Origin of the sequence: Bacillus sp. RC242, from assembly GCF_044908245.1 — a bacterium.
Classification (GTDB): Bacteria; Bacillota; Bacilli; order Bacillales; family Bacillaceae_G; genus Bacillus_A; species Bacillus_A mycoides.
Genome location: NZ_JBIYCZ010000007.1, coordinates 203,078 through 223,850, shown reverse-complemented (window position 1 = coordinate 223,850; position 20,773 = coordinate 203,078). Strand labels below are relative to the sequence as shown.

Here is a 20,773-nt window from a genome sequence, read left to right as displayed (position 1 = left end):
TGTCAATATAACATCATCACATTTTTTTATACGTCTTACTTATAAGCCTTATATGTACAGTGTATAAATAAGTCTATAAAAAAAGAGTAATACTTAATAAAGTATTACTCTTCTAACTATAAAGTTTTATATAAAACACTTAGTTTATTGAAAAGAACTTCATGATCCCGTTTCTTATTTACCAACTCATTTCTCTCTCTGTTGTCAACAGAAAGGAAAGGGGATGTTAATGTCATATTATATTTAGTTATTTCTTTTATTAATTCCGTAGTTATTTCTGATATTTGCAGGAATAACACATAAAATTGTGATTCATTTTCATTCAATTGGCTAGTTTTATAGTTAAGTTCTACAAACTTGTCAGTATAACTTGTCAATTTCATATCAATATAATCGCTATAACTAACATGTGAAGTCATAATGCTGCTAAACTCAGCTAAACTAATTAATTTCTTTGTTAAACATAGGTTTACTAAATAAATCCTGTATAAAGCTTTAAATGAAATAGAATATTTAGCTCTTTTTTTTATTAATTGGATGTATTCACCGTATTTGTTGATTAAATACCTTAATTGATTAGATTTTATCCTCAAAATTCTACTGACTTGTGCGGTATTATACGTTTTATAAGGATCTAGAGCTGCAAACTTTATTGGAATTATCTCATGTTCGTTACTTAATGTGTTGATTACTTTGGTATAAAGAAAGTCCGTTTCAAATTCACTTTTTATTATCTTTTTTATTAACCCATATTCTGTGTTCCAATTCCGCATTTTTTCACCCCTTAAATCAGATTGTAACATGCAAAATATGAAATATACAAAATTTTCATTTACTTTATTATGTTTATTTACTTATTTCTTTTATGATGTAATTTTTCCTTCTGATAAACAAATACCTCTACAGAATTAAATGCAATTCTGTTTAATACTTAATTTCATCTATGCAAAAGTATATTCACTGTACATTTTATCTATTTTTGATACTCTACACATATATGACGTAATACATATGACGAACCCTTTTTTTCATCATTAGAGTTCGTCATTTGTTCTCTTATCTATGTCGAAGTACATATGACGAACTCTAATAGCAAATTTCCACTTGATAACATTGAATTTTATTACTCACACCTGACGAAATAATATGTATTTTTAAATCAAGAGTTCATGGGGGATAACGGGTTACTTTTTTTGCAAAATTCAGTTAAAATATACACTAATCATTTTTATGTACTGAACTGCTTAATTTATCCAACATTAGTTGCTTTCATTTCATGACAATTACACTCGATTTCATGCAGGTTTCCGTATATTATTTCCATACCAAGGGAGTGTTTAAAATTGAAAAAATCATTTGATCATGCCGTTAAATATATCGTTGGAGAGAATGATCGTGGAGTTTATTTTAATCGTTCTGACATTTTTACAGTTTTATTTTTATATGAACAACGAACAGTATCTCAAATTCAATTACGTAAATTTTATGAATTGATAAGTGGGGAGGCTATAAGTCGAACTACTTTCTCGTCAAAGTTAACTAAGTGGTCAAAAATGAAATTAGTAAAAAAGGAAAATATAAGTGTGAGAAAAAAGCGAGGCTTCACATTGGATTTCGTTTCTATCTCTTCAAAAGGAGCTGAAATATTATATCGATTAAAATTGATTTCTGGTTGTAGTATGTCATTTGTTACTAAAAGACAATATGAACACAATATAGCAATTACGCAATTTGTTTTAAATTTACTTGAAGCAGAATCAAACAATGAACATGCCGGTGCAATTGTAGGCGGTAATGGAGATTATCTCTTTCCGTTAAGCCAAATTGTAAAACAAAACTTACAGTTGCCCAACCGGATGTATTCCGATTCAAAAGATGTATACTTTTTATATGAAGATGAAGAATACCGTGAAGTGTTTCAACCAGAACTTCAACCCGTTTCTTTCCTACCAGATTTACCTCAACTCGTTTATTCATTTCGTCCATCTAAAGAGTTTTATCCAGACTCAAAGGGAAACCCATTAATCATTCCCGATTGGATTCTTACTTGTAACGATTCTATTATCAATATTGAAGTTGATACAGGATCAGAAAACATTCCATTTCTAGAAAATAAACTAAAAAAATATCTCGATATCGCTGCTGCTAACCCATCTAAGCAGTTTTACGTGTTATTTTCAGTGATTGATGACTCCTATCACACAATTTCTACTTACAAAAAAAGAACTACACGTGTAACAAATTTAAAAAAATCCTTCAGCAATATACCACGTTTAAGTGTAGTGAATAACCTACATGTTTACGTATGTAATATGGGTGGATCGGCACTTATAATAAATAATATTCTTCAAGAAGTTCGCGAAATTAATAGTTTAAGCAAAAGTCATCTGCTCAAAAAAATCACTGAACGTTTAAACATAAATTCTTCTTTCCCTTATTCAGTAGAGTGGATATCTAATAACAATGAAATGCAAGCGAAAGGGATTCAGCACTCTAAACTACTTGAGCTAACGGATGACATTTTGGTATTACGAAAAAAAGCATCTGGTGAAGAAAAAAAATCTTTAGATTACTTAGAAATATTATGTATATTAACAATACTTAAGGTAGGGGAGGTTAACACACACTTTAAATTACAACAATTATCAGGATTGTTGGCCATGCAAAATCAACACCGAACACTAAACCCAATTAAGATCTTGGGGATATATGAAGCGGGTGAATTAGAGCATGGGCAGCAAGCCATTTTTACTGATTTGTATCACAATTCCATAGCACAAGAGAATATATTATTGGCTACTTCTGCTGAATTGCTTAATTTCACCGCTGCTTTTTATTCGTTAAAAGAGAGGGTGAAACATGAATTTGGAGAATGCAGTTCAAAAGAATGCTGAACTCAATAATGCACCAGGTAATGGGGAGGATCCTAAAACCGGAAAGAGCAAAAAAAATTCCTATACAGTTACAATCGACATTACAAAAAGTTGGAAATATCGTTTAGCAGCCCGCTCATCTTACTATGTTGTGACATTACTACTTCTGCTAGCTTGGTATTTTGCTTTTAGAGGAATATATAAATACGCTTCTTTCTGGTCAATACAAATGGGAGCTCCATTACCTATTTTAAGTATCTTCGGTAATCCGTTTGAAACTAATTATTACATTGAAACCTTTTTTAGCTTTTGGATTTTAATTTATACTTGGCAACTATCAACCAAGGTTAAGACCTATCAGGAGATAAAGCGTAGATGGTTTATTTTCTCGATGATGTTAATTGGTATAGTTGCCCAGTACTTATGGGCGTTTAGTGTTCCATTAGCTAAGATATTTATTCCATTCTTAAATTCGAAAGCTGGAGAAGTTTCACTAAATGACAAAGGATTAGAGGATAATATACTTTCAAATTTTAGTAATATCATGCACCTTGTATTTGCTATACCTGTAATTATTATTATTCTCGTACTCTTATGGCTCTTTAAGATTTTTTATGAACATAAAAAAGAGCTTTTAGATGAATTCGGTAAATGGGAATACGTATTTAAAATACCTGGTTGGATGCTTTCCTTTTTGAATGATAATCGTCAACGAAAACTTGCTACTTCATTACACAGATTTTTCACTGAAAAAAATCCATCAAAATTGCCAGAACCCGATATCTTTCTTGGTCCTAACAGTGCTACACGGGAAATGGCAGTAATACAAGGCAAGTCTTTAACACTTAATATAATGATCATCGGTAACATTGGTACAGGTAAATCAGCTGCACTAGGTTTACCAATTGCTAATCAAATTCTTGACTATATGGCTTCAATGATTAATAACTTTAAAACCTTATATGCAAGAAAAGATTATCATTCAGAGGATGTAAAAGGAACGCAGGTAAATGGTCTTACAGTTATCGAGCCATCTAATGACTTCTGCGAAAAGGTATATAACTTGGTATTGGCACACAAGATTCCCGATAGTGTTATTTTCTATTTAGATCCAACAAATCCTGATACCCCTTCAATAAATTTCGTACGTGGTCCAGTTGATAAAGTTGCTGAGATGTTATGTTCAGTATTAACGGGGCTCTCTGATAATGGAGCAGGAAATCCTTTCTTCGTTCAATCTGAGCGTTCCCATCTTAAACAACATATTTACTTGTTAAAACTCCATGATTCAAAATTTGAAGCTAGATTTGAACATTTAATTGATATGTATAATGATGCTAATCTCGTTTTTGAGATGCATCTCAAGTTAAAAGGGCGACTTCCAAATGATATTGAATCTATACCTGATAGAGATGAGAGAAATCATTGGCGCATAATGAAGCAAGTTGATGAATGGTTTGATTTAAATTATGTGCCTGAAATTTCTGGCGGTCGTGGGGGAGGGGAAGTTGTTTATCATACTGAAGGGAAATACTATGGGCAGCCAAAGATTATCGATAAACAAGAAACCTTCGTTCGTGGTTTACGAAACACATTAAATGATATTTCAGCTCAACCTCTGCTCCGTCGTGTATTATGTGGTCCATCAGATTTTGACTTTGAAAAGCATTTGGAATTTGGAGGCATCCTTTTAATCAATACAGCGAAAGGAGAACTTTCTGATCTATCTGATGTATTCGGTAAATTATGTTTGTATGCCGTGCAGAATGCAGTTTTCCGTCGTAAGCCTAACGTATCTCCTTACCATCCTGTTTTAGTCGATGAGTTTGCGGATTACATTTATAAAGCATTTAAAAGTTTTCCTGCTCAATCACGTAAATATAAAGCCCCTTTAATTGTTATTGCACAAACAATTAGTCAATTAGCAATTGAACATGGCCCAAGATTCATGGATATCCTGTTAGGTACATTTCGTAACAAACTTGTTTATGGTGATGTTACTAATGAAGACGCTAAATTGTTTAGTAAGCTAATGGGTACGAAAGCAATTTATGAAGCACGTGAAGGTGATCAAGAAATTGATATGGTAACAGCAGAAGCGAAAACACAAAGTGCACGTAGAACATCCTACTCTTATTCAAAAACAGAAGTACCCATTCTTTCTGAAAATGATATCTTAATTCAAAAAGCATTCCAGTGTGCTGCTAAAATTGTAAAAGATAATGCTCCTCAAGGAGGAATACAAGTAAATGCAAACTTTGTTCCAGCCACTGCGTTTGAAACAGCTAAGATTCAAGTTGATGCAGAAGCAGCTGCTTATTGGTTAAAAATTCGTGAAGAGTCATTGAATACGGAAATTAAATATGATGATTATGTCACAGATACAGATGTTGATAGTGAAGAAACTGTAATTGAGGAATTGAGGACACCTAAAACAGCGCCTACTGCAACAGAAGGTTGGTTACAAACGTTAAATCCTGATACTTACGATTTTTATAATAATGAAGATGATACTGACAATGAAGGAGAGGTGCAAGATTACTCAAGAAATTCTGCTCCTAAGCTAGAAAAGGAGAGCACTACAGCATCAATTCCTACTTCTAATACAACAGAACACGCAAAAATTAATAAAGTGATCAATGTTCAAAAAGAAAATGTATCAGATACAAGTAAACATAGAGAGCCTATTGAACTTAACAAAAAAGCACCCGTTACTACTGAATCTCCAATAGAAGTGCCAAGGACGAAGCATACACCACAATATAGAGAGCCTGCTTACACATCGACTGTGACTCATAATCAGCAGGAACAGGAAATTCAACGAACTGCAGAAATCAATGGTAAAAATACAACATCTAACTTAACAATGCAATGGTTACAGCAACAAATGGCTGCTACTGCTTCTCAAGATGATGAAAATACATTACCTTTAGATGAAATGGAAGGAGGCTCTCGTCTTCACAATCGTAAAGTAGCAAAAGTAACTCCAGAAAGTGCGGCAATTAAAGATAAACTTAGTCAATTTATCGAAGATGACATTGATCATGATTGATACACTAAGCATATAACGAATATTTCTACTGGTAAAAAGGTGTGGGTTGTAAACTCATACCTTTTTATTATTTCATATGCAACTTTCCCCAAGGAGACCATTTCTTTATGCACAAATTTAATTGAGTTTGTGAAGAAACAGAAAATAGTGTACAGAGATAATAAAGTTGTTTAATTTACAATAAAGTCGTTTAAAACATAATAAAGTTGTTTAAAAAACGCAAGTCATGTTATTCAACAATCCGGCCATTTAATGGAATGAAAATCGCAAATCCAATTGGATATTTATGTTAATATTAATGTAGAATTTGTAAAGGATTGTCTTAATCTAAAATTACAGTTAACTTTATTGGTTGAACATAGAAGTAGTTTGTATCGGTGTAGGTATTCAGATAACAAGGTAGACAAGGAGACTGAAATGATAAACTTTGTTAAGCAAGAAAAACTTAAATGTTCTATATGTGGGAATAAAATCAGAGAAAAACAGGTTATGAGGAAAAGACAATTTACAATAGGCAAAATGTTCGTAATCGCCATACTAATGCTAATGATAAGTGTTAACGGAGTTGTATTTGCAAAAGATAACGAATCTAGAAATGGTAGTCTTGATATTTCTAAGATTGATCAGTTTATGACAAATGAGATAGAGAGACTGAACATTCCTGGTGCATCATTGGCTATCGTAAAGGGAGATCAAGCGGAATATATACAAGGATATGGTGTTTCAAATCCAGATGGGACAAAAATGACATCGCAAACGCCAATCGTTCTTGGTTCGACTACTAAATCGTTCACGGCTCTTGCCATTATGCAGTTAGTCGAACAAGGAAAAATCTCCTTAGAAGAACCGGTGCAATCCTACATACCTTGGTTTCAAATTGCTGATGAAGAAGCATCTGCAAAAATCACCATTCAACATTTACTGAATCATACTAGCGGTCTTTCTACAAATGATGGTCAAGTATCTATATCCCAAGGGAATACAACATCAAAAGAACATATTAAAAGCTTGGCAAATACAAAATTGACATATTCTGTGGGCGAACAATACCAATACTCGAATTTAAATTATAACATTTTAGGTTTAGTCATCGAGGAGGTTACGAATAAATCGTATAAAGAGTATATCAACGAATTCATATTCAAACCGCTTCAAATGAACAATAGTTATGTTGATCCAAAAGATGATACAAAAAATGTAATTGCGACTGGATACCAAACTGTATTTGGATTAAAGGTACCAACGAAGCAGTTAATCCATGAAGGGACTGTTGCATCAGGTTACCTTATTTCGAGTGCGGAAGATATGGCAAATTACATGATTTCACAATTGAATCAGGGAGTATTCAAAGGGAAAAGTATTCTATCGGCGAATGCGATGACCACAATGCATCGTCCATCAGCACCCGTTGAGAATGATACCTATTATGCAATGGGATGGGAAGTGAATAAGGAAGGAATCTTCCATATGGGATGGACAGAGAATACATACTCAAAAATTTTGTTAGATGGGGAGTATGGCATCAGCTTGCAGATCAATTCAATGGATTATCTTAATCTTAATGAATATGATGCCATCATAAGCGGGATAAACAAGCTGGTACATAATGAAGAACCTTCTATTTCTGATAGTAATCCATTTATAAAATATGTAATTATTGATTTGATTTTACTGGCAATAGTTGCTTTAATTGTTTGTTCAGCTTACAAAATTTTCAAACCTAAAAATCGTAAAGTAGGAACATTCCGTAGGATTCTAAATGGGTTGTCTATATTAGTATTTAACTGGCTGCTGCCATTGATTATTTTAATTGGATTTCCTAAATTATTTGGTCCTTTGTCTACGGTAACATTATTTGCTCCAGGAATAGGACATCTCTTATTTTTAATACCGTTGCTCTCTATAATTATGGGAGTCATTAAATTAGGTAAAGTAACACTAACATTAAAGAAAAATACTTTCGATGCATAAGCTGAAAAGTCGTGATTGATTTTATGAATCGTCTCTCTAGTAATTGAAAAAGTATGTTATTTTAATTTCATTTAATCCTCCTATCCCTATTAATATTTTTCAATAGGAGCTCAAGTGCGATAGATACTATCATAAGGGGTGCCATCATTTCTTATTGAACTAAAGGGGCTTTAGTTCAATAAGAAATAAGTGACTGTGTTTTTAGGTCTCGTTCATGATTTAATTTATTCCATTAAAGAGCGCAATTGCTGAATAAGCCTTAGATTTTCAAACGATTTTATTGTTATATTTTGAGTACAGTGAAGTATCTTATATCAAAAATTAAACAACTAAATTTTAATCCATTCCTAAATTTTGAAGGGGATTATACTTGTTTTAGGTTTAAAAATTAAATAACTTTATTTTCTTTTCACAAATGGATTAAATATTAAGGTTTGGAGGAATGACATTGGAAATAGCCAAATTGAATTTGCCCATAGATAGTATGCATTTTTTACTTAATCATCAAATTAAAGAAAATGAATTCGAATGTCTCAATGTAGAATTTTACACCTATTCTAATGGTTTTCTTTTAAATGTAGTGGAATGGACACAACAAAATGATTTTTCTTTATCGATATTGGATAAAGAATATACAGAAGCGTTTTTAGCGAGTTTAGAGAAGTTTAAACCCTACCTTGTTATTGGGAGTAATATGGATTCAGGTAATCTAATTACCATTTACCAGCCCACAGGAGAAATATATGAGCTAGAACATGAAATTACGGAAAGAGTAGAAAGATATTTTGTTAATTCTTCTATAGAGAAAATGTATTCCTGCTTCAATTACTTTAAAAAGTATTGGGTTCAACTAATAGAGCAGGAGCACTACAAAAGTCATGATCTAATAAACGATTTTTATAAATTAAAGAACAAATTAACGGAAATTGATACTAACATATTAATAAATGATGATGACTACAATAGACAATTTTGGAATTCCTTATATCACGGCAAGTTAAACTTCTTTTTGAAAAAGTCAAACAAAATATAGATTATTTCTAATGGGGATACTTACGTGAAATAAACTTTCTATGAAAGTAAAAACGATTTTTTAAGAAACAAAAGCAGATTATGGGTTATCTCCTTACTGGTTAAAACTTTCACTAAATAAATAACAGTAAGGAGTGGTTTCTTAATCCCGCATTGCACCTGCTTCTCGGGAAGTCATTGCTCCTTGTCCTTCTCTTACATCATTTTGAATTTCTTGTTTCACTTTTTGCGCATCAGTTTCTGCAAAATTTGGTTTCATAATAGAACCAGACTTCTCTATAGCTTTTTTATGATGTTGCATACAAAACCTCCTCAATTTAACGTTTAACAATCTTATTATGTACAAAAGTACACTCGGTATCCCCCGAGTAGTTGAACGAATTTCACGTAAACTAAAAGGGGGGAATTAAATAAGTGGTTTCTGATTTTAGGAATAGCCATTAGAAGTGATTCCACAATCGGGCGCGATTATGGAGCAATACAGGCAGAAAATGATCAAACTAAAAAGAAGCAGGTACCTCTCCATTTAAAGGTATCTGCTTCTTTTCACATAGATTCTATAATCATTTGTCTTTCATACCACTTGTTAAGTTTTTCATTAACACTTTTTGAAATGCGTTTCATTTTTTTATTACAAAATCTTGATAGCGTAGCAGGGGATAGACCTATTTCATCTGCTATCTCACGCATTGTTTTATTTTGATGCATATGCTGATGCATAATTTTCTCTCGAATCATATCCTCTGATCCTACAGTTGGTTGTTTTACTGTATCTGCAATATAACGCTCCTCTTGCTTCTCTTGCGTATCTATTGTCTTTTTCTTCACCATACTATCTATATTATTCATCAATTCTTTTGGAGGTAAGATAATGATTCCCAACTTTTCATAGTAATTCTTAAACCAATTACGTTCTCCTATCTTTGTTTCATCCAATTCTTCTGCATATGCCCAATGTGAAATGACATTTTCTTTTTCTAAGTCAATTAAAACATTTTCCAGTTGTTCTCGGATTCGAGTTGGGCGACCCTTCGTTGTTTTAATACCTATTACAGATAGTAGACCTTTTTCTCCACCAATGGAGTATGGTCTTTTTAAAGTACTGTATTGCTGACGGATTCTCCACTGCCATGATAAATAACGTATTAAACGTTTATGAAACTTGTGTCTATAGCTATTATACTCTAGTGCTTTTTTCGATAGTAACGCAGTTGTACTATTAGAACCATACAAATAGCCTGATAAGAAACTACCTGGTTTAATCTTACAGGATTCTATTCCCATATATTCATTAGTATTCTTATCTCTCCATAACACTACTGAATCCAGTACGAATAGCCTTTTGATTACTTCACGTTTTACTTCGAATTGTTTCCCAGTTTCTGCTTGATCGTTCAGTACTACAACTTCATTATCATCATTCAAATAAATAAAGATACTAGCTAAAGCTGCAATACGTTGTGCTATTTTTATCTTATCTTCTGCGCGATAATACTCTACACCATTTGCGGATGCTTTTGGCATATTGCACAATTCCAATACGTTTTCATAACTAAAATCTATGAATTCATCTGGTGATTTAGCTTGATTTAACCACTGGATTGTAATGGTATCCAAACAATCTGCTGTAAGGTCATCCATATTACTAATTACTCCATCGACCAATATGGACCATCTCTCTGCTTCGTTTGTGTTAACTAGTCTCAAATCCTCATCCTTATGTGAGGATAGTTGTGCAACTCCACTTGAATTTTTCGTTTCTAATGGCAATACCGGTTTTGCTACTGCTTCATCTTCCTCAAAATGATTTTTTGCTATTCCATCACGTAGTTGATAATACATTGCGTCATTGGTTACAGGATAGTAATCATCCGATATATCTTCTATATGTTCTGTTACCTGACTATCTTCAAAAATTGAAATTTGAGTTGGCTCAACTGCTTCAACTTTTCCTCCGAATTCTTGTTCAATGATCTTATCTAGTACATTTTGAATCTCAATTTTATATTTATCCAGATTGGCATAAATGTTCAATAACGATACTCCTTGCTCTTGTTTCTGACCTAACCAAGAAACAAGCGTTGAAAAGGAAGGGGACATATTAGCAGATGTTACTAATTTATCGTGATTCTCTTGTACTTCTTTATAATATTTATTCCATTTGCCCCATAACTGCTTATTTTCTTCATAAATTGGAGCAGCAAGTAGGAGGGCATCACTGAACAATACTAATACTTTTTCCATATTTAAATACCTCCTAACAATGTTAATTACAAACATAATTTGCATCTTAAAAATGTGAAACGTCATAGCTATATGATGGCTAAATAGCCTTGAAGTTAAAATATTATCAGAATAGTCCTTACAAGTATCAGCTTTCTTATACAATCTAATTATGGACTCATTTAATTTCTTCTGTGCTTGTCTTTATTATATAAAACTGTTTCTATTTGTAAAATTAATACTTTACAATACAGTTTCAATTTTTAAAAGTAAATTAACTATTTACACTGATTTTGTTGCTACATTATTTTACTGCCTTATTGTGGCTATAGCTACTTAATTGAAATCCTACAGCTTTATTATGGCTATAACTCTTTACTTGAAATCATACAGCCTTATTGTGGCTATAACTTTTTACTTGAAATCATACAGCCTTATCATGGCTATAACTCCTTACTTGAAATCATACAGCCTTATCATGGCTATAACTCTTTACTTGAAATCATACAGCCTTATCATGGCTATAACTCCTTACTTGAATTCCTACAGCCTTATCATGGCTATAACTCTTTACTTGAAATCATACAGCCTTATCATGGCTATAACTCCTTACTTGAATTCCTACAGCCTTATCATGGCTATAACTCCTTACTTGAATTCCTACAGCCTTATCATGGCTATAACCCTTTACTTGAATTCCTACAGCCTTATCATGGCTATAACTCCTTACTTGAATTCCTACAGCCTTATCATGGCTATAACCCTTTACTTGAAATCATACAGCCTTATTGTGGCTATAACTCTTTACTTGAAATCATACAGCCTTATCATGGCTATAACTCTTTACTTGAAATTACATAGCCTTATCATGGCTATAACTTTTTACTTGAAATCATACAGCCTTATCATGGCTATAACTCCTTACTTGAAATCATACAGCCTTATTGTGGCTATAACTCTTTACTTGAAATCATACAGCCTTATCATGGCTATAACTCTTTACTTGAAATTACATAGCCTTATCATGGCTATAACTTTTTACTTGAAATCATACAGCCTTATCATGGCTATAACTCCTTACTTGAAATCATACAGCCTTATTGTGGCTATAACTCTTTACTTGAAATTACATAGCCTTATTGTGGCTGCAACTCCTTATCTTTAATTAGACATAGCTCTATTGTGGCAACAATTTAGTAATTTATGAAACGTTATAGCTATATGATGGCTACAACTCTTAAAAAATGAAACGAGCATGCCCTGATCATTATCCTTCTAAAAAAAAATTTATTCTATATGATTTTATGATAAACGTTGATATAAAGCCATTTCATAAAATATGATTGAAAACTCGATTAAACCATTATAGCTATATGATGGCTACAACTATCATCATAAAAACTCACGAAAATCCTTATATACCAAGGGTTACAACGGTTTTCTATATAATTTAAGTTGTTTTAAAAACATGAAACGTTATAGCTATATGACGGCAAGAAATATGAAATGAAATGAAACGCTTATAGCGGTATGACGGCTACAACTTTTAAGTAAAAGTAAGGATAAACCCCTATATAACAACGTTTATATGGTATTAATAAAATATTATCATTCAACCAAAACTTGAAACGTTATAGCTATATGATGGCTACAACTGTAAAATAAAATCAGCTAAGAACCCTATTAAATCAATGGTTTATAAGGATTTACCACCATTTATACTACGTTTCATATTTACTAAACTTCATAGACCTATGGTGGCAACAAACTTTTTTTCATGAAACGTCAAACCCCTTGTCGCACAAGGGATTGAGGCACGTTTCATTTTTTTATTTTTCCTCTTAAAGGGACAGATTTCACCAGTATTCGATTTGATATAATCAAAAATGAAATTCTATATCTAATTGTGGGGAAAACTGCAACTTAAAATAAAAGGAGGTGAAAAAGATGGCAAAACCTTTCGTTATAAAGAACAAACGTAGTTTGAATGGTGAAACAACAACACCAGTAATTGTAACAATTAAATCATGGCAAAGATTAGTAGATGCTTTAGAAGGTAAGTATTACAGTTTTAAAGATACTTATCTAGAAGACATTGTGAAGTCTATGTCCTATGAAGAACGAATTGCAGATGAAGAGGGATTTGTTGAACAAGCAAAGCCATCTTTTTCACTGAAAATGAAAAAGATTGTAGATAAAGTAAGTGGATTTGATAAAAACGAAGGCAGAAAACATAAGCTATATGGTATTACAAATGCTGATCTAGAAGTATTTCTATTTCTTCATAAAAAATGTAATACATATGGTGAGCTTTCACATGTATCAATCCACATGCTTTGGGAAGATTATAAAAATTATAAAGAAGCATTTGCACATATTCACCACTCACAATTTTATGTGGCTTTGAAGAAGTTAAGTTTCCATAACATCATTACAATTGAAAATGAGTACAGTGGTAAATATAAAATCACCTTAACTGATTTCATGAATAAGGAAACGAATAAAGCAAATGCATATACATTTATTAGCCCGATAGTATTTACCAAAGAATTCTTTGAGTTATCCATTGCAGCTAAGAAACTATTCATGGATGTAGCAATGCAGCAGAAACGCGAAACTACCCTGAAACGTTCTTTATTCAAAGTTGATGAACAAGGAAACTCAACACACTTTGGTGGTATGTATCGTTACTTACATAAGAAATACCCACATCAGATTCGTGCTGTACTTGAGGAATTAGAAACAAAACTTTCTGCTACTGGATCTCCTTTATTTAAAATTTGCAAGTTAGAAAAAGGGAAGAGGAATAAAAAGCAATACACAACATTGCATTTATCTGTACATCCTGATTTCTTATGCGCGAAAGAAGAAGGAGCAGAATACCGTGATCCATTTACACCACGAGATACATATAAGCGTAAAGTTAAATTCATTGAGAACTTGTTAGTTGAAATGAATATTGCTGAATTTGCAAAGGATATGAACCAATTTATTAACGTTTTAAAACACTCTTGTCACCGTCAAATTCGCCAAGTAGTTCGTGGCTTACGAGAAATGATTGATCGACAAGAAGGATATCCGAAAAAGCTTGTTTATACGCTAAGTAAATTATTAAAGCAATCTTCTCAATATCGTGTATTAGACACAGCTGCTAAAACTGGAATTTATCCTTTAATTACACACAATATACCTAAACATGATCAAGAAGAGGCCATTTTTAAATTTGGTACTCATTTTGCTATATACTCTTTACGAAATGTTCAAAAGCTATTCCGTAAAGCGCATGACCTGCTTCATGTGAAATATGCTGTACCTGTAACTATAGATGCTTACCATCGTAATTACATGCAGTATCAAGAGGAATCACTATTTAGAAAATATGCTTATGAGCAAGGAGTAAATATTAACACATATACAGCATTAGAAATTGAAATTCGCGAACTCTTAAAGTCTAGTGGTCATAAAGGAAATCAAATCCCTAGTGATATTCGTGAACTGTTCATTGAAAAAATTGATAAATTGCCGAAGGAAAAGATTCGTGTAATTGAGGTCCCTAAAGACTTTGATTTAATTCAGTTTCTACAGTCCTTAGAAGCATATTACCGTTCAACAAGTGAAATACCACATACGGTTGATCAGCTGCTTCCAGCAATGTAAAGATACAGCTCTCTATTTTTGAAAAAAACAAAAGTAGAGGGCTATTCGTGTTGGAGGTAACGTATAGAGTGTATTACTTCAAACAAAACAGAGAGAAAGTTTTCAATTTAAATGATCACGACTCTCTATTTTTTATGCAATTCCATACATTGCACGTGAAACAAAAGGAGATATTCACAATTTCTAAGATTTTAAATCTGAATATTCATTCTTTTTATATCATTTCATCTACAAAAAAGCAGAAATATTTTTTATAATTCTGTTGATATCTTAATAATTTTGACCTGATGTGTATAACATAAAGCCTTAAGTACTGTTCTTATCATGTTCTATCTCTAAATCTACTTAAAATCAGCAAAACTTCTGTTAGTTATGTTTAAAAAGTGGATTCTGTTCCTAACTTTGACCAATTTGTTAATAAATTGTGTGTAGTTTTTAAGAAATGTGGAAAGTTTGTTCATAAATCAGCAAAATTTGCATTTATTATTTATTCATTTATTCGCATCAAATTAACGATGATTATATGTAGTTTTTATATAACTACTTTACGATATTTTGTAGTTTTTAATCATCATCCAGCTCATTAAGTACATTCCCAGTATTTACTTTTTATGATTTTTTACGGCTAGAGTAATTATGAACCCTTAGCACAGCAATGTTTTAAGACGATTTTTTCTCTGTATAAAAGTTTTATCTTTTTTCTTTATATATATTAAAGATATATATTATATTAGGTTTTTATATTGTGTAATACTTACTATAGAGAATAGACCCTGTGTAAAACTAATTTCATTTCTTAATGGAATTGGTTTTTTTATTTACTTTAATAAACATTATATTTAGTTTTAATCTTCCTAAAAAAATTTTGATATAAAACATAATTTTTTTTTATTTCTCTTAGATTTCCGAAAAAAGTAAATCATACTTAAAGTAGATAGTTGATTAGTGGAAATTACAATGAACTTTGTAATCTCCTAACCATTTAAAAAGAGAGGTGAAGACATGGTAAAAAAGAAATCCCAGAAAAACGCCGAAAAAAAGAAATTTACATTCTTTAAAAAAGCAAAGAATAAAACAACTGAAATATTAGATATGCAACAAGAAAATTCAGAAGCACTTAAAGAAAAGAAGAAACGTAAAACAAGGGAGAAAGTTCCAGCGATAACAGGAAGAAAAGTAGGTAAGGTTACATTTTGGTGTGTGATGGGATTTGTGTTTGCAGGAAGCTCCCTTTCATTTATCCAACTTGCTGGTCCTCCTAGAGCAGTAGCTGTTCAGGAAAAGAAGGAGGAACCCGTAAAAATTAAAATGTCAGAAGCAGAATTAATTGCATATGCGAATAGTTTTGCCGCTGATTATTTTAATTGGAAGGTTGATATGAATGTAGCTGAAGCGCGGAAAAAACGATTAGAAAAATATTTAGTTGAAGGATCCGATGAGCAAGGAGGATTAAATAGAGATACTTTAAAAAATGCTTCTAGTACTTTAGTTAAGTCGGAAGCAGTAGAAGTCCGTCAAAAAGGAAATGAAGCAGAAGTTACATTGAAAATCATTCAGAAGCTAGAACCTGTAAATAATCCTGCTCCTGGGACGACACAAGCTCCAGACACATCAAAAGAACCAAAAGAAGTTACAAGGTACTTCTCTATTCCAATTTTAATGGAGAAAGGGAAGATGGTAGTCCCTAACAATCCTACGATCGTTCATGGAGAGAGAGAAAAGGCCCCTTATAAAGTAGCCACTTTCAAATCAGAAGGACGAGAAATTAATACAGATGCAGAAATAAAAAAAGTAGAACAATTTTTACAATCTGTATTTAAAGTGTATACAGAAGGAACACCAGAAGAAATTGCTTACTACTTTGAAAAAAGTAATATAACAAATGGACTAAAAGGTATTATGACATTTAGCAAATTAGAAAACCTTCGTATTTATGAAGATAAAGATAAAGGTTATAAAGTCTTAGTTGATGCAAAATTAAAAGACAACGATAGCAGCTTAGAGTACACATACACATATGACTTAAATTTAGTAAATAAAGATAACAAGTTTTCAATTAGCTCTATGAAAAAATTTGAAAATACGTTAGAGAAAGTGGAGGGTAAATAATTATGGAGCTTTTGGGATTAGATATGTTAGCTCACCAATTACCTGCTATTACAGATGCAGCTGTAATAGGTAATATTAATTTTGGAGTAAATATTAAAAATTGGTTAGTAGCTCAATTAGGTCCAATCTTTTTAGTTGTAGCACTTATTGGAGTAATTATCTTTGCAGTTAAACGACAAATGGCTGGTTTACTTGGTTGGATAATTGTTTGTGCACTATTATCAGTTTTTGTATTCTCACCAGACGTTTTCAAAGATCTTGGTACAAAATTATATAATTTAGTATTCAAGTGATAAATTAAAAATCTCTGAAAATATTAAAGGGGTTGGTAGAAATGACTCAAAAGCCGACTCGTAAAGAAGTTAGGACATACAACTCGATATGGGATATTCCTAAGAGTTTATACGGGATAAGGGACTTAACCCTCCCTTTCCCAGTTCCTTATAGACAGTTGGGCTTCTTTGTTGGATCTTTACTTTTAATTTTAATTCTAGATCAGTTTTTACCTTTAGGAAATAATGTGTTTTTAAAATATTTAATACTACCAGGTGGAATAGCATACTTCTTTGGCAATGTAGAATTGGATGGAAAAAGCCCACATAAATTTTTATTTCGATTTTTCGTGTTTATGTTCGAAAATAAGAAGATTAGCCGCTATAAAGATACAACTGGTAATATTGGAAACTATCAATATAAAACCTTAATACGATTCAAGGATGATTCAATCAATAATAAGTAATTAATTAATCTATACGGAAGAATTATTTTAGTCTCATATTCTTCTCTAAGGAGGGTAAAATGAATCAGGTTGAATTTCCAGTCAAATACTTTCACGAAAATTTGATTTTTAACCAAGATGGCTCTTGCTGGGCGTATTATGAGGCATACGGAATACCATACGAGTTCCGAGGTGATGATGATAAAAATACCTTATTCATGCGTCAACTTGGCTTGTTTTGGAATTTTGATGAAGAAAAGCACCTCTTAATGATTCCTGTTTATCAGAACTTCCAAGAAAAAGCAGATGAATTCAAAGAAACAGTTAGCGGTGAATTAAAAGAACTTGCAATTGATCATACAGATGATGTCGTACATGAGCTAGAACGAAAATTTGGTAAAAATGCAGTAGAGTACCGATATTTTATTGGCGTGAAATTAAAGGTAAGACACATACAAGAAGGGTTTAAAGAAATGTTGTACACAGCATTTCATACCTTTAAAAACACTGCAGAACAGTTTGGGCTACTTGGTGATACCAAAATACTAAAAACTGATTTGGAGATGTTTAAAAGAGAAGCTAGCGCTTTTAAAAATAAAATAAGAAAACATTTGGCTGTAAGGGCTCTAGAAACTAATGAAACGCAATGGATTATATTAAGAAACTTCTATCGCACATTAGAGGCGCCAGTAACTGCTGGATGGACACCTCCCGTACAGAATGACGACTCTGCAATAATACCAAATCAAGAAAGCTTATTACGATTATCCGAAGCAGAATTTGATGTTAAAGGAAGACATATTGAAATGTCCCAGATTGGTACCGACGGGTTAGAATATCCAGCATATATGAGCTTTTTATCTACATCTAAAATCCCATATACGATGGAGTTTCCAGACCAAGAGTGGATGTATATGATTCAAAACATAGATTTCCCTATTGAATTAAGTGTTCGTACAGAAAACATAAATCATCGTAAAGCACTATCTAAACTAAATAAGAAGAAAAAGGATTTAGAAGATCAAGAAATGCATGCAAGGGAAAATGCACAAACTGTTGGATTAAACGTGTATGAAGGTGTTCAGGAAGCTACTGAGCTACAAGCCCTCATACAAAAGACACGTATGCCGTTAGTAAAAACATCAGTATCTTTCTGTATATGTGCTGAAGATTTAGATACAATGCGTCGAAATACGAATTCACTTATTTCTATTTATAGAGAGATGATGATTGAACTAGTAAGACCGTATGGAGACCAGTTCCTACTATTTAATGAATTTATCCCTGGTTCTAGAAGATATGTAAATGATTATATACACTTTATGGAACCTGGAGTTCTGGCAGCTGGTATGTTTGGTGCAACACAAGATTTAGGGGATAATATCGGGTTTTATATTGGAACAACTGGTATTTTAAACAAAGCAGTCTATATGACACCTTCTCTCGCAGCAACAAATACCGTTGCAAATCAAAAAACAAGCGCACTTTCAGTTGCAGTAACAGGAAGTACTGGTTCCGGTAAATCATTTGGAACGAACTTAATTGTTTACTTAGCTGTACTTGGAGGAGCTCAAACTCTGATAGTCGATCCGAAAGGTGAGAGGGGGAACTGGACAGAAGATTTACACGGTTTAGAAGGTAAAGTAAACGTAATTACACTAGGGACTGATAGACGAGATGAAGGAAAACTAGACCCATTTATCATTCATAAACATAGCCGAAAAGACGCAATTGAGTTAGCAATGACAATTCTTACTTTCATTACAGGTATTAAACCTGATAACTCGGAAAAATTCCCGCGCTTGGCTTCAGCCGTAGAATTCGTAGCAGGAATGGAAGAGCCGTGTTTAACAGCTGTATCTCAATACCTTGAAGATAGTGAGGATAAAGTGGATCAACAATTAGCTGCTCATATTCAAGCATTTGAGAATTTATCATTTGCACACTTAATCTTTGGTGATGGAACAAATAGAGATATTGAACTTGATACAGCAGTAAATATCATACAAATTCAACACCTTGACATGCCAGATATTCAAAAAGATCCGAAAGATTATACCTTACAAGAAAATTTATCAGTTAGTATGCTGATGTCTCTATCTTCATTTGCAAGAAAATTCTTTCAAAAAGACCCTACTAAATTCAAAATTGTTTTATTAGATGAAGCATGGGCAATTATGGGAACTTCTCAAGGGCGAGAGTTGGCTCGTAAGCTAGTTCGTGAAGGTCGTGCTTTAAACTCTGCAGTTTACTTTGCAACTCAAAGTGCAAGTGACCTTGGAGATGAGACATTTAAAAATAATATCGGTATGAAGTTCTCATTCCGTAATACAGACAGTAAAGAAATTTCCTCAATCTTAGATTTCTTTGGATTACCTGACAATGAAGAAAATCATGCAATTATTACAAATTTAGAAACAGGCCAATGTTTATTCCAGGATATTCAAGGAAGAACAGGTGTTGTCACAATGGATGTAGTGTTCAAGGATCTATACGATGCATTCGATACAAGACCAAATGCAAGGAAGAATTATAGAAAGTCAAATGATGATGAAAAGCAGGAAGTTAATGCAACCTTTGTCGAAGGAGGGGAAGAAAAAATAAATGTAGGAGTGAGTTAATATGTTAAAAACTAAATTTAAAAAAATTATGCTAACAAGTCTATGTGTAGGTACTCTTATCCTGAGTGCAGCATGTGGTAATAGTGAAAAAAATGTTGGAGAAGAAAAGGATAAACAAGGGCACACTCCAAGGGAAGTTATGCTTGATTTTGTAAAAGCTGATTTACAGCGTGATCATAAAACAATACTTACGCTTGTAGTGGATGGGGATAAAGATACTATATTGGACCGAAATCAAGGACCTAAAAATAATTTATCTTACAAAGATTATAAAGTAAAAGAGTATGTGGTAGATAAGGATACAATTATGTATAACTTTAGCTCGAAAAACCCCCCTAAAAACATCGATAAAGAAGTGAAGTGGATAAGGGTAGTTCGAACAGGTGAAGGTTTTAAAGTACGTAGTTATGCTGCTCCTTATCGAAACGAAATTGATGAAGTGGCAGATACTAAACCAACAAGTGAGTTTAGTTCAAACGATTAGTAGGTTTTCCCATAAAAAGGGGGAGTAACATGT

14 protein-coding genes are annotated in these 20,773 nt (G+C 32.5%); 11 read left to right on the top strand and 3 right to left on the bottom strand.

Going from position 1 to position 20,773, the window contains the following annotated elements; genetic code table 11:
• Nucleotides 1-116 precede the first annotated feature (116 nt).
• A complete protein-coding gene (locus ABH957_RS16030; protein ID WP_404511733.1) occupies nucleotides 117-803 on the bottom strand; it encodes a hypothetical protein in 687 nt (228 codons plus the stop codon).
• Nucleotides 804-1,343: 540 nt separating this feature from the next.
• Between ABH957_RS16030 and ABH957_RS16025 the strand changes: the two genes are divergently transcribed.
• The 4 genes from ABH957_RS16025 (at nucleotide 1,344) to ABH957_RS16010 (ending at nucleotide 8,929) form a co-directional block, all read left to right on the top strand.
• Nucleotides 1,344-2,894, top strand: a complete 1,551-nt coding sequence (locus ABH957_RS16025) for a replication-relaxation family protein (protein ID WP_404511731.1) — start codon at nucleotides 1,344-1,346, stop codon at nucleotides 2,892-2,894.
• Nucleotides 2,866-5,925 (top strand): type IV secretory system conjugative DNA transfer family protein, encoded by a 3,060-nt coding sequence (locus ABH957_RS16020; RefSeq protein WP_404511797.1) that lies wholly within the window; start codon nucleotides 2,866-2,868, stop codon nucleotides 5,923-5,925. The genes ABH957_RS16025 and ABH957_RS16020 overlap by 29 nt, the downstream gene beginning before the upstream one ends.
• Nucleotides 5,926-6,444: 519 nt before the next feature.
• Entirely contained in the window at nucleotides 6,445-7,896 is a 1,452-nt protein-coding gene (locus ABH957_RS16015) for a serine hydrolase domain-containing protein (protein ID WP_404511729.1), read from the top strand.
• Nucleotides 7,897-8,338: 442 nt separating this feature from the next.
• Nucleotides 8,339-8,929, top strand: coding sequence for an SUKH-4 family immunity protein (locus tag ABH957_RS16010; RefSeq protein ID WP_404458173.1), 591 nt, complete (start codon nucleotides 8,339-8,341; stop codon nucleotides 8,927-8,929).
• Between the two features lie 141 nt (nucleotides 8,930-9,070).
• On the opposite strand, the gene ABH957_RS16005 is transcribed toward ABH957_RS16010, so the two are convergent.
• Nucleotides 9,071-9,229: a hypothetical protein gene (locus tag ABH957_RS16005; protein WP_181149548.1), complete on the bottom strand. Its 159-nt coding sequence runs from the start codon at nucleotides 9,227-9,229 to the stop codon at nucleotides 9,071-9,073.
• Nucleotides 9,230-9,474: 245 nt separating this feature from the next.
• The gene (locus ABH957_RS16000; RefSeq protein WP_404458176.1) at nucleotides 9,475-11,172 is read right to left on the bottom strand and encodes a helix-turn-helix domain-containing protein; all 1,698 of its coding nucleotides are present in this window, start codon (nucleotides 11,170-11,172) and stop codon (nucleotides 9,475-9,477) included.
• Nucleotides 11,173-11,512: 340 nt separating this feature from the next.
• Here ABH957_RS16000 and ABH957_RS15995 point away from each other — a divergent pair, with 340 nt between their 5' ends.
• The 7 genes from ABH957_RS15995 (at nucleotide 11,513) to ABH957_RS15965 (ending at nucleotide 20,740) form a co-directional block, all read left to right on the top strand.
• Nucleotides 11,513-12,316 carry a hypothetical protein gene (locus ABH957_RS15995; RefSeq protein WP_404511727.1) on the top strand — a complete coding sequence of 268 codons (804 nt, stop codon included), beginning with the start codon at nucleotides 11,513-11,515 and terminating at the stop codon, nucleotides 12,314-12,316.
• 782 nt (nucleotides 12,317-13,098) lie between these two features.
• Nucleotides 13,099-14,808, top strand: coding sequence for a hypothetical protein (locus ABH957_RS15990; RefSeq protein WP_404456846.1), 1,710 nt, complete (start codon nucleotides 13,099-13,101; stop codon nucleotides 14,806-14,808).
• Between the two features lie 1,002 nt (nucleotides 14,809-15,810).
• Nucleotides 15,811-16,917 carry a conjugal transfer protein gene (locus ABH957_RS15985; protein WP_404456849.1) on the top strand — a complete coding sequence of 369 codons (1,107 nt, stop codon included), beginning with the start codon at nucleotides 15,811-15,813 and terminating at the stop codon, nucleotides 16,915-16,917.
• A 2-nt stretch (nucleotides 16,918-16,919) separates the two neighbouring features.
• Nucleotides 16,920-17,210: a hypothetical protein gene (locus tag ABH957_RS15980; RefSeq protein ID WP_000421388.1), complete on the top strand. Its 291-nt coding sequence runs from the start codon at nucleotides 16,920-16,922 to the stop codon at nucleotides 17,208-17,210.
• Nucleotides 17,211-17,251: 41 nt separating this feature from the next.
• Entirely contained in the window at nucleotides 17,252-17,656 is a 405-nt protein-coding gene (locus ABH957_RS15975) for a TcpE family conjugal transfer membrane protein (protein ID WP_000192364.1), read from the top strand.
• Nucleotides 17,657-17,715: 59 nt separating this feature from the next.
• Nucleotides 17,716-20,256, top strand: a complete 2,541-nt coding sequence (locus tag ABH957_RS15970; RefSeq protein WP_404511725.1) for an ATP-binding protein — start codon at nucleotides 17,716-17,718, stop codon at nucleotides 20,254-20,256.
• A 1-nt stretch (nucleotide 20,257) separates the two neighbouring features.
• The gene (locus tag ABH957_RS15965) at nucleotides 20,258-20,740 is read left to right on the top strand and encodes a hypothetical protein (RefSeq protein ID WP_404511723.1); all 483 of its coding nucleotides are present in this window, start codon (nucleotides 20,258-20,260) and stop codon (nucleotides 20,738-20,740) included.
• Nucleotides 20,741-20,773 lie beyond the last annotated feature (33 nt).

What these genes read in the sequence shown, in the direction of transcription:
- ABH957_RS15975 (WP_000192364.1), top strand. Translation starts at nt 17,252, where the DNA reads ATGACTCAAAAGCCGACTCGTAAAGAAGTTAGGACATACAACTCGATA.
- ABH957_RS16000 (WP_404458176.1), bottom strand. Translation starts at nt 11,172, where the DNA reads ATGGAAAAAGTATTAGTATTGTTCAGTGATGCCCTCCTACTTGCTGCT.
- ABH957_RS16005 (WP_181149548.1), bottom strand. Translation starts at nt 9,229, where the DNA reads ATGCAACATCATAAAAAAGCTATAGAGAAGTCTGGTTCTATTATGAAA.
- ABH957_RS16010 (WP_404458173.1), top strand. Translation starts at nt 8,339, where the DNA reads ATGACATTGGAAATAGCCAAATTGAATTTGCCCATAGATAGTATGCAT.
- ABH957_RS16030 (WP_404511733.1), bottom strand. Translation starts at nt 803, where the DNA reads ATGTTACAATCTGATTTAAGGGGTGAAAAAATGCGGAATTGGAACACA.
- ABH957_RS15980 (WP_000421388.1), top strand. Translation starts at nt 16,920, where the DNA reads ATGGAGCTTTTGGGATTAGATATGTTAGCTCACCAATTACCTGCTATT.
- ABH957_RS15990 (WP_404456846.1), top strand. Translation starts at nt 13,099, where the DNA reads ATGGCAAAACCTTTCGTTATAAAGAACAAACGTAGTTTGAATGGTGAA.
- ABH957_RS15970 (WP_404511725.1), top strand. Translation starts at nt 17,716, where the DNA reads ATGAATCAGGTTGAATTTCCAGTCAAATACTTTCACGAAAATTTGATT.
- ABH957_RS15985 (WP_404456849.1), top strand. Translation starts at nt 15,811, where the DNA reads ATGGTAAAAAAGAAATCCCAGAAAAACGCCGAAAAAAAGAAATTTACA.
- ABH957_RS15995 (WP_404511727.1), top strand. Translation starts at nt 11,513, where the DNA reads ATGGCTATAACTCTTTACTTGAAATCATACAGCCTTATTGTGGCTATA.
- ABH957_RS16015 (WP_404511729.1), top strand. Translation starts at nt 6,445, where the DNA reads ATGTTCGTAATCGCCATACTAATGCTAATGATAAGTGTTAACGGAGTT.
- ABH957_RS15965 (WP_404511723.1), top strand. Translation starts at nt 20,258, where the DNA reads ATGTTAAAAACTAAATTTAAAAAAATTATGCTAACAAGTCTATGTGTA.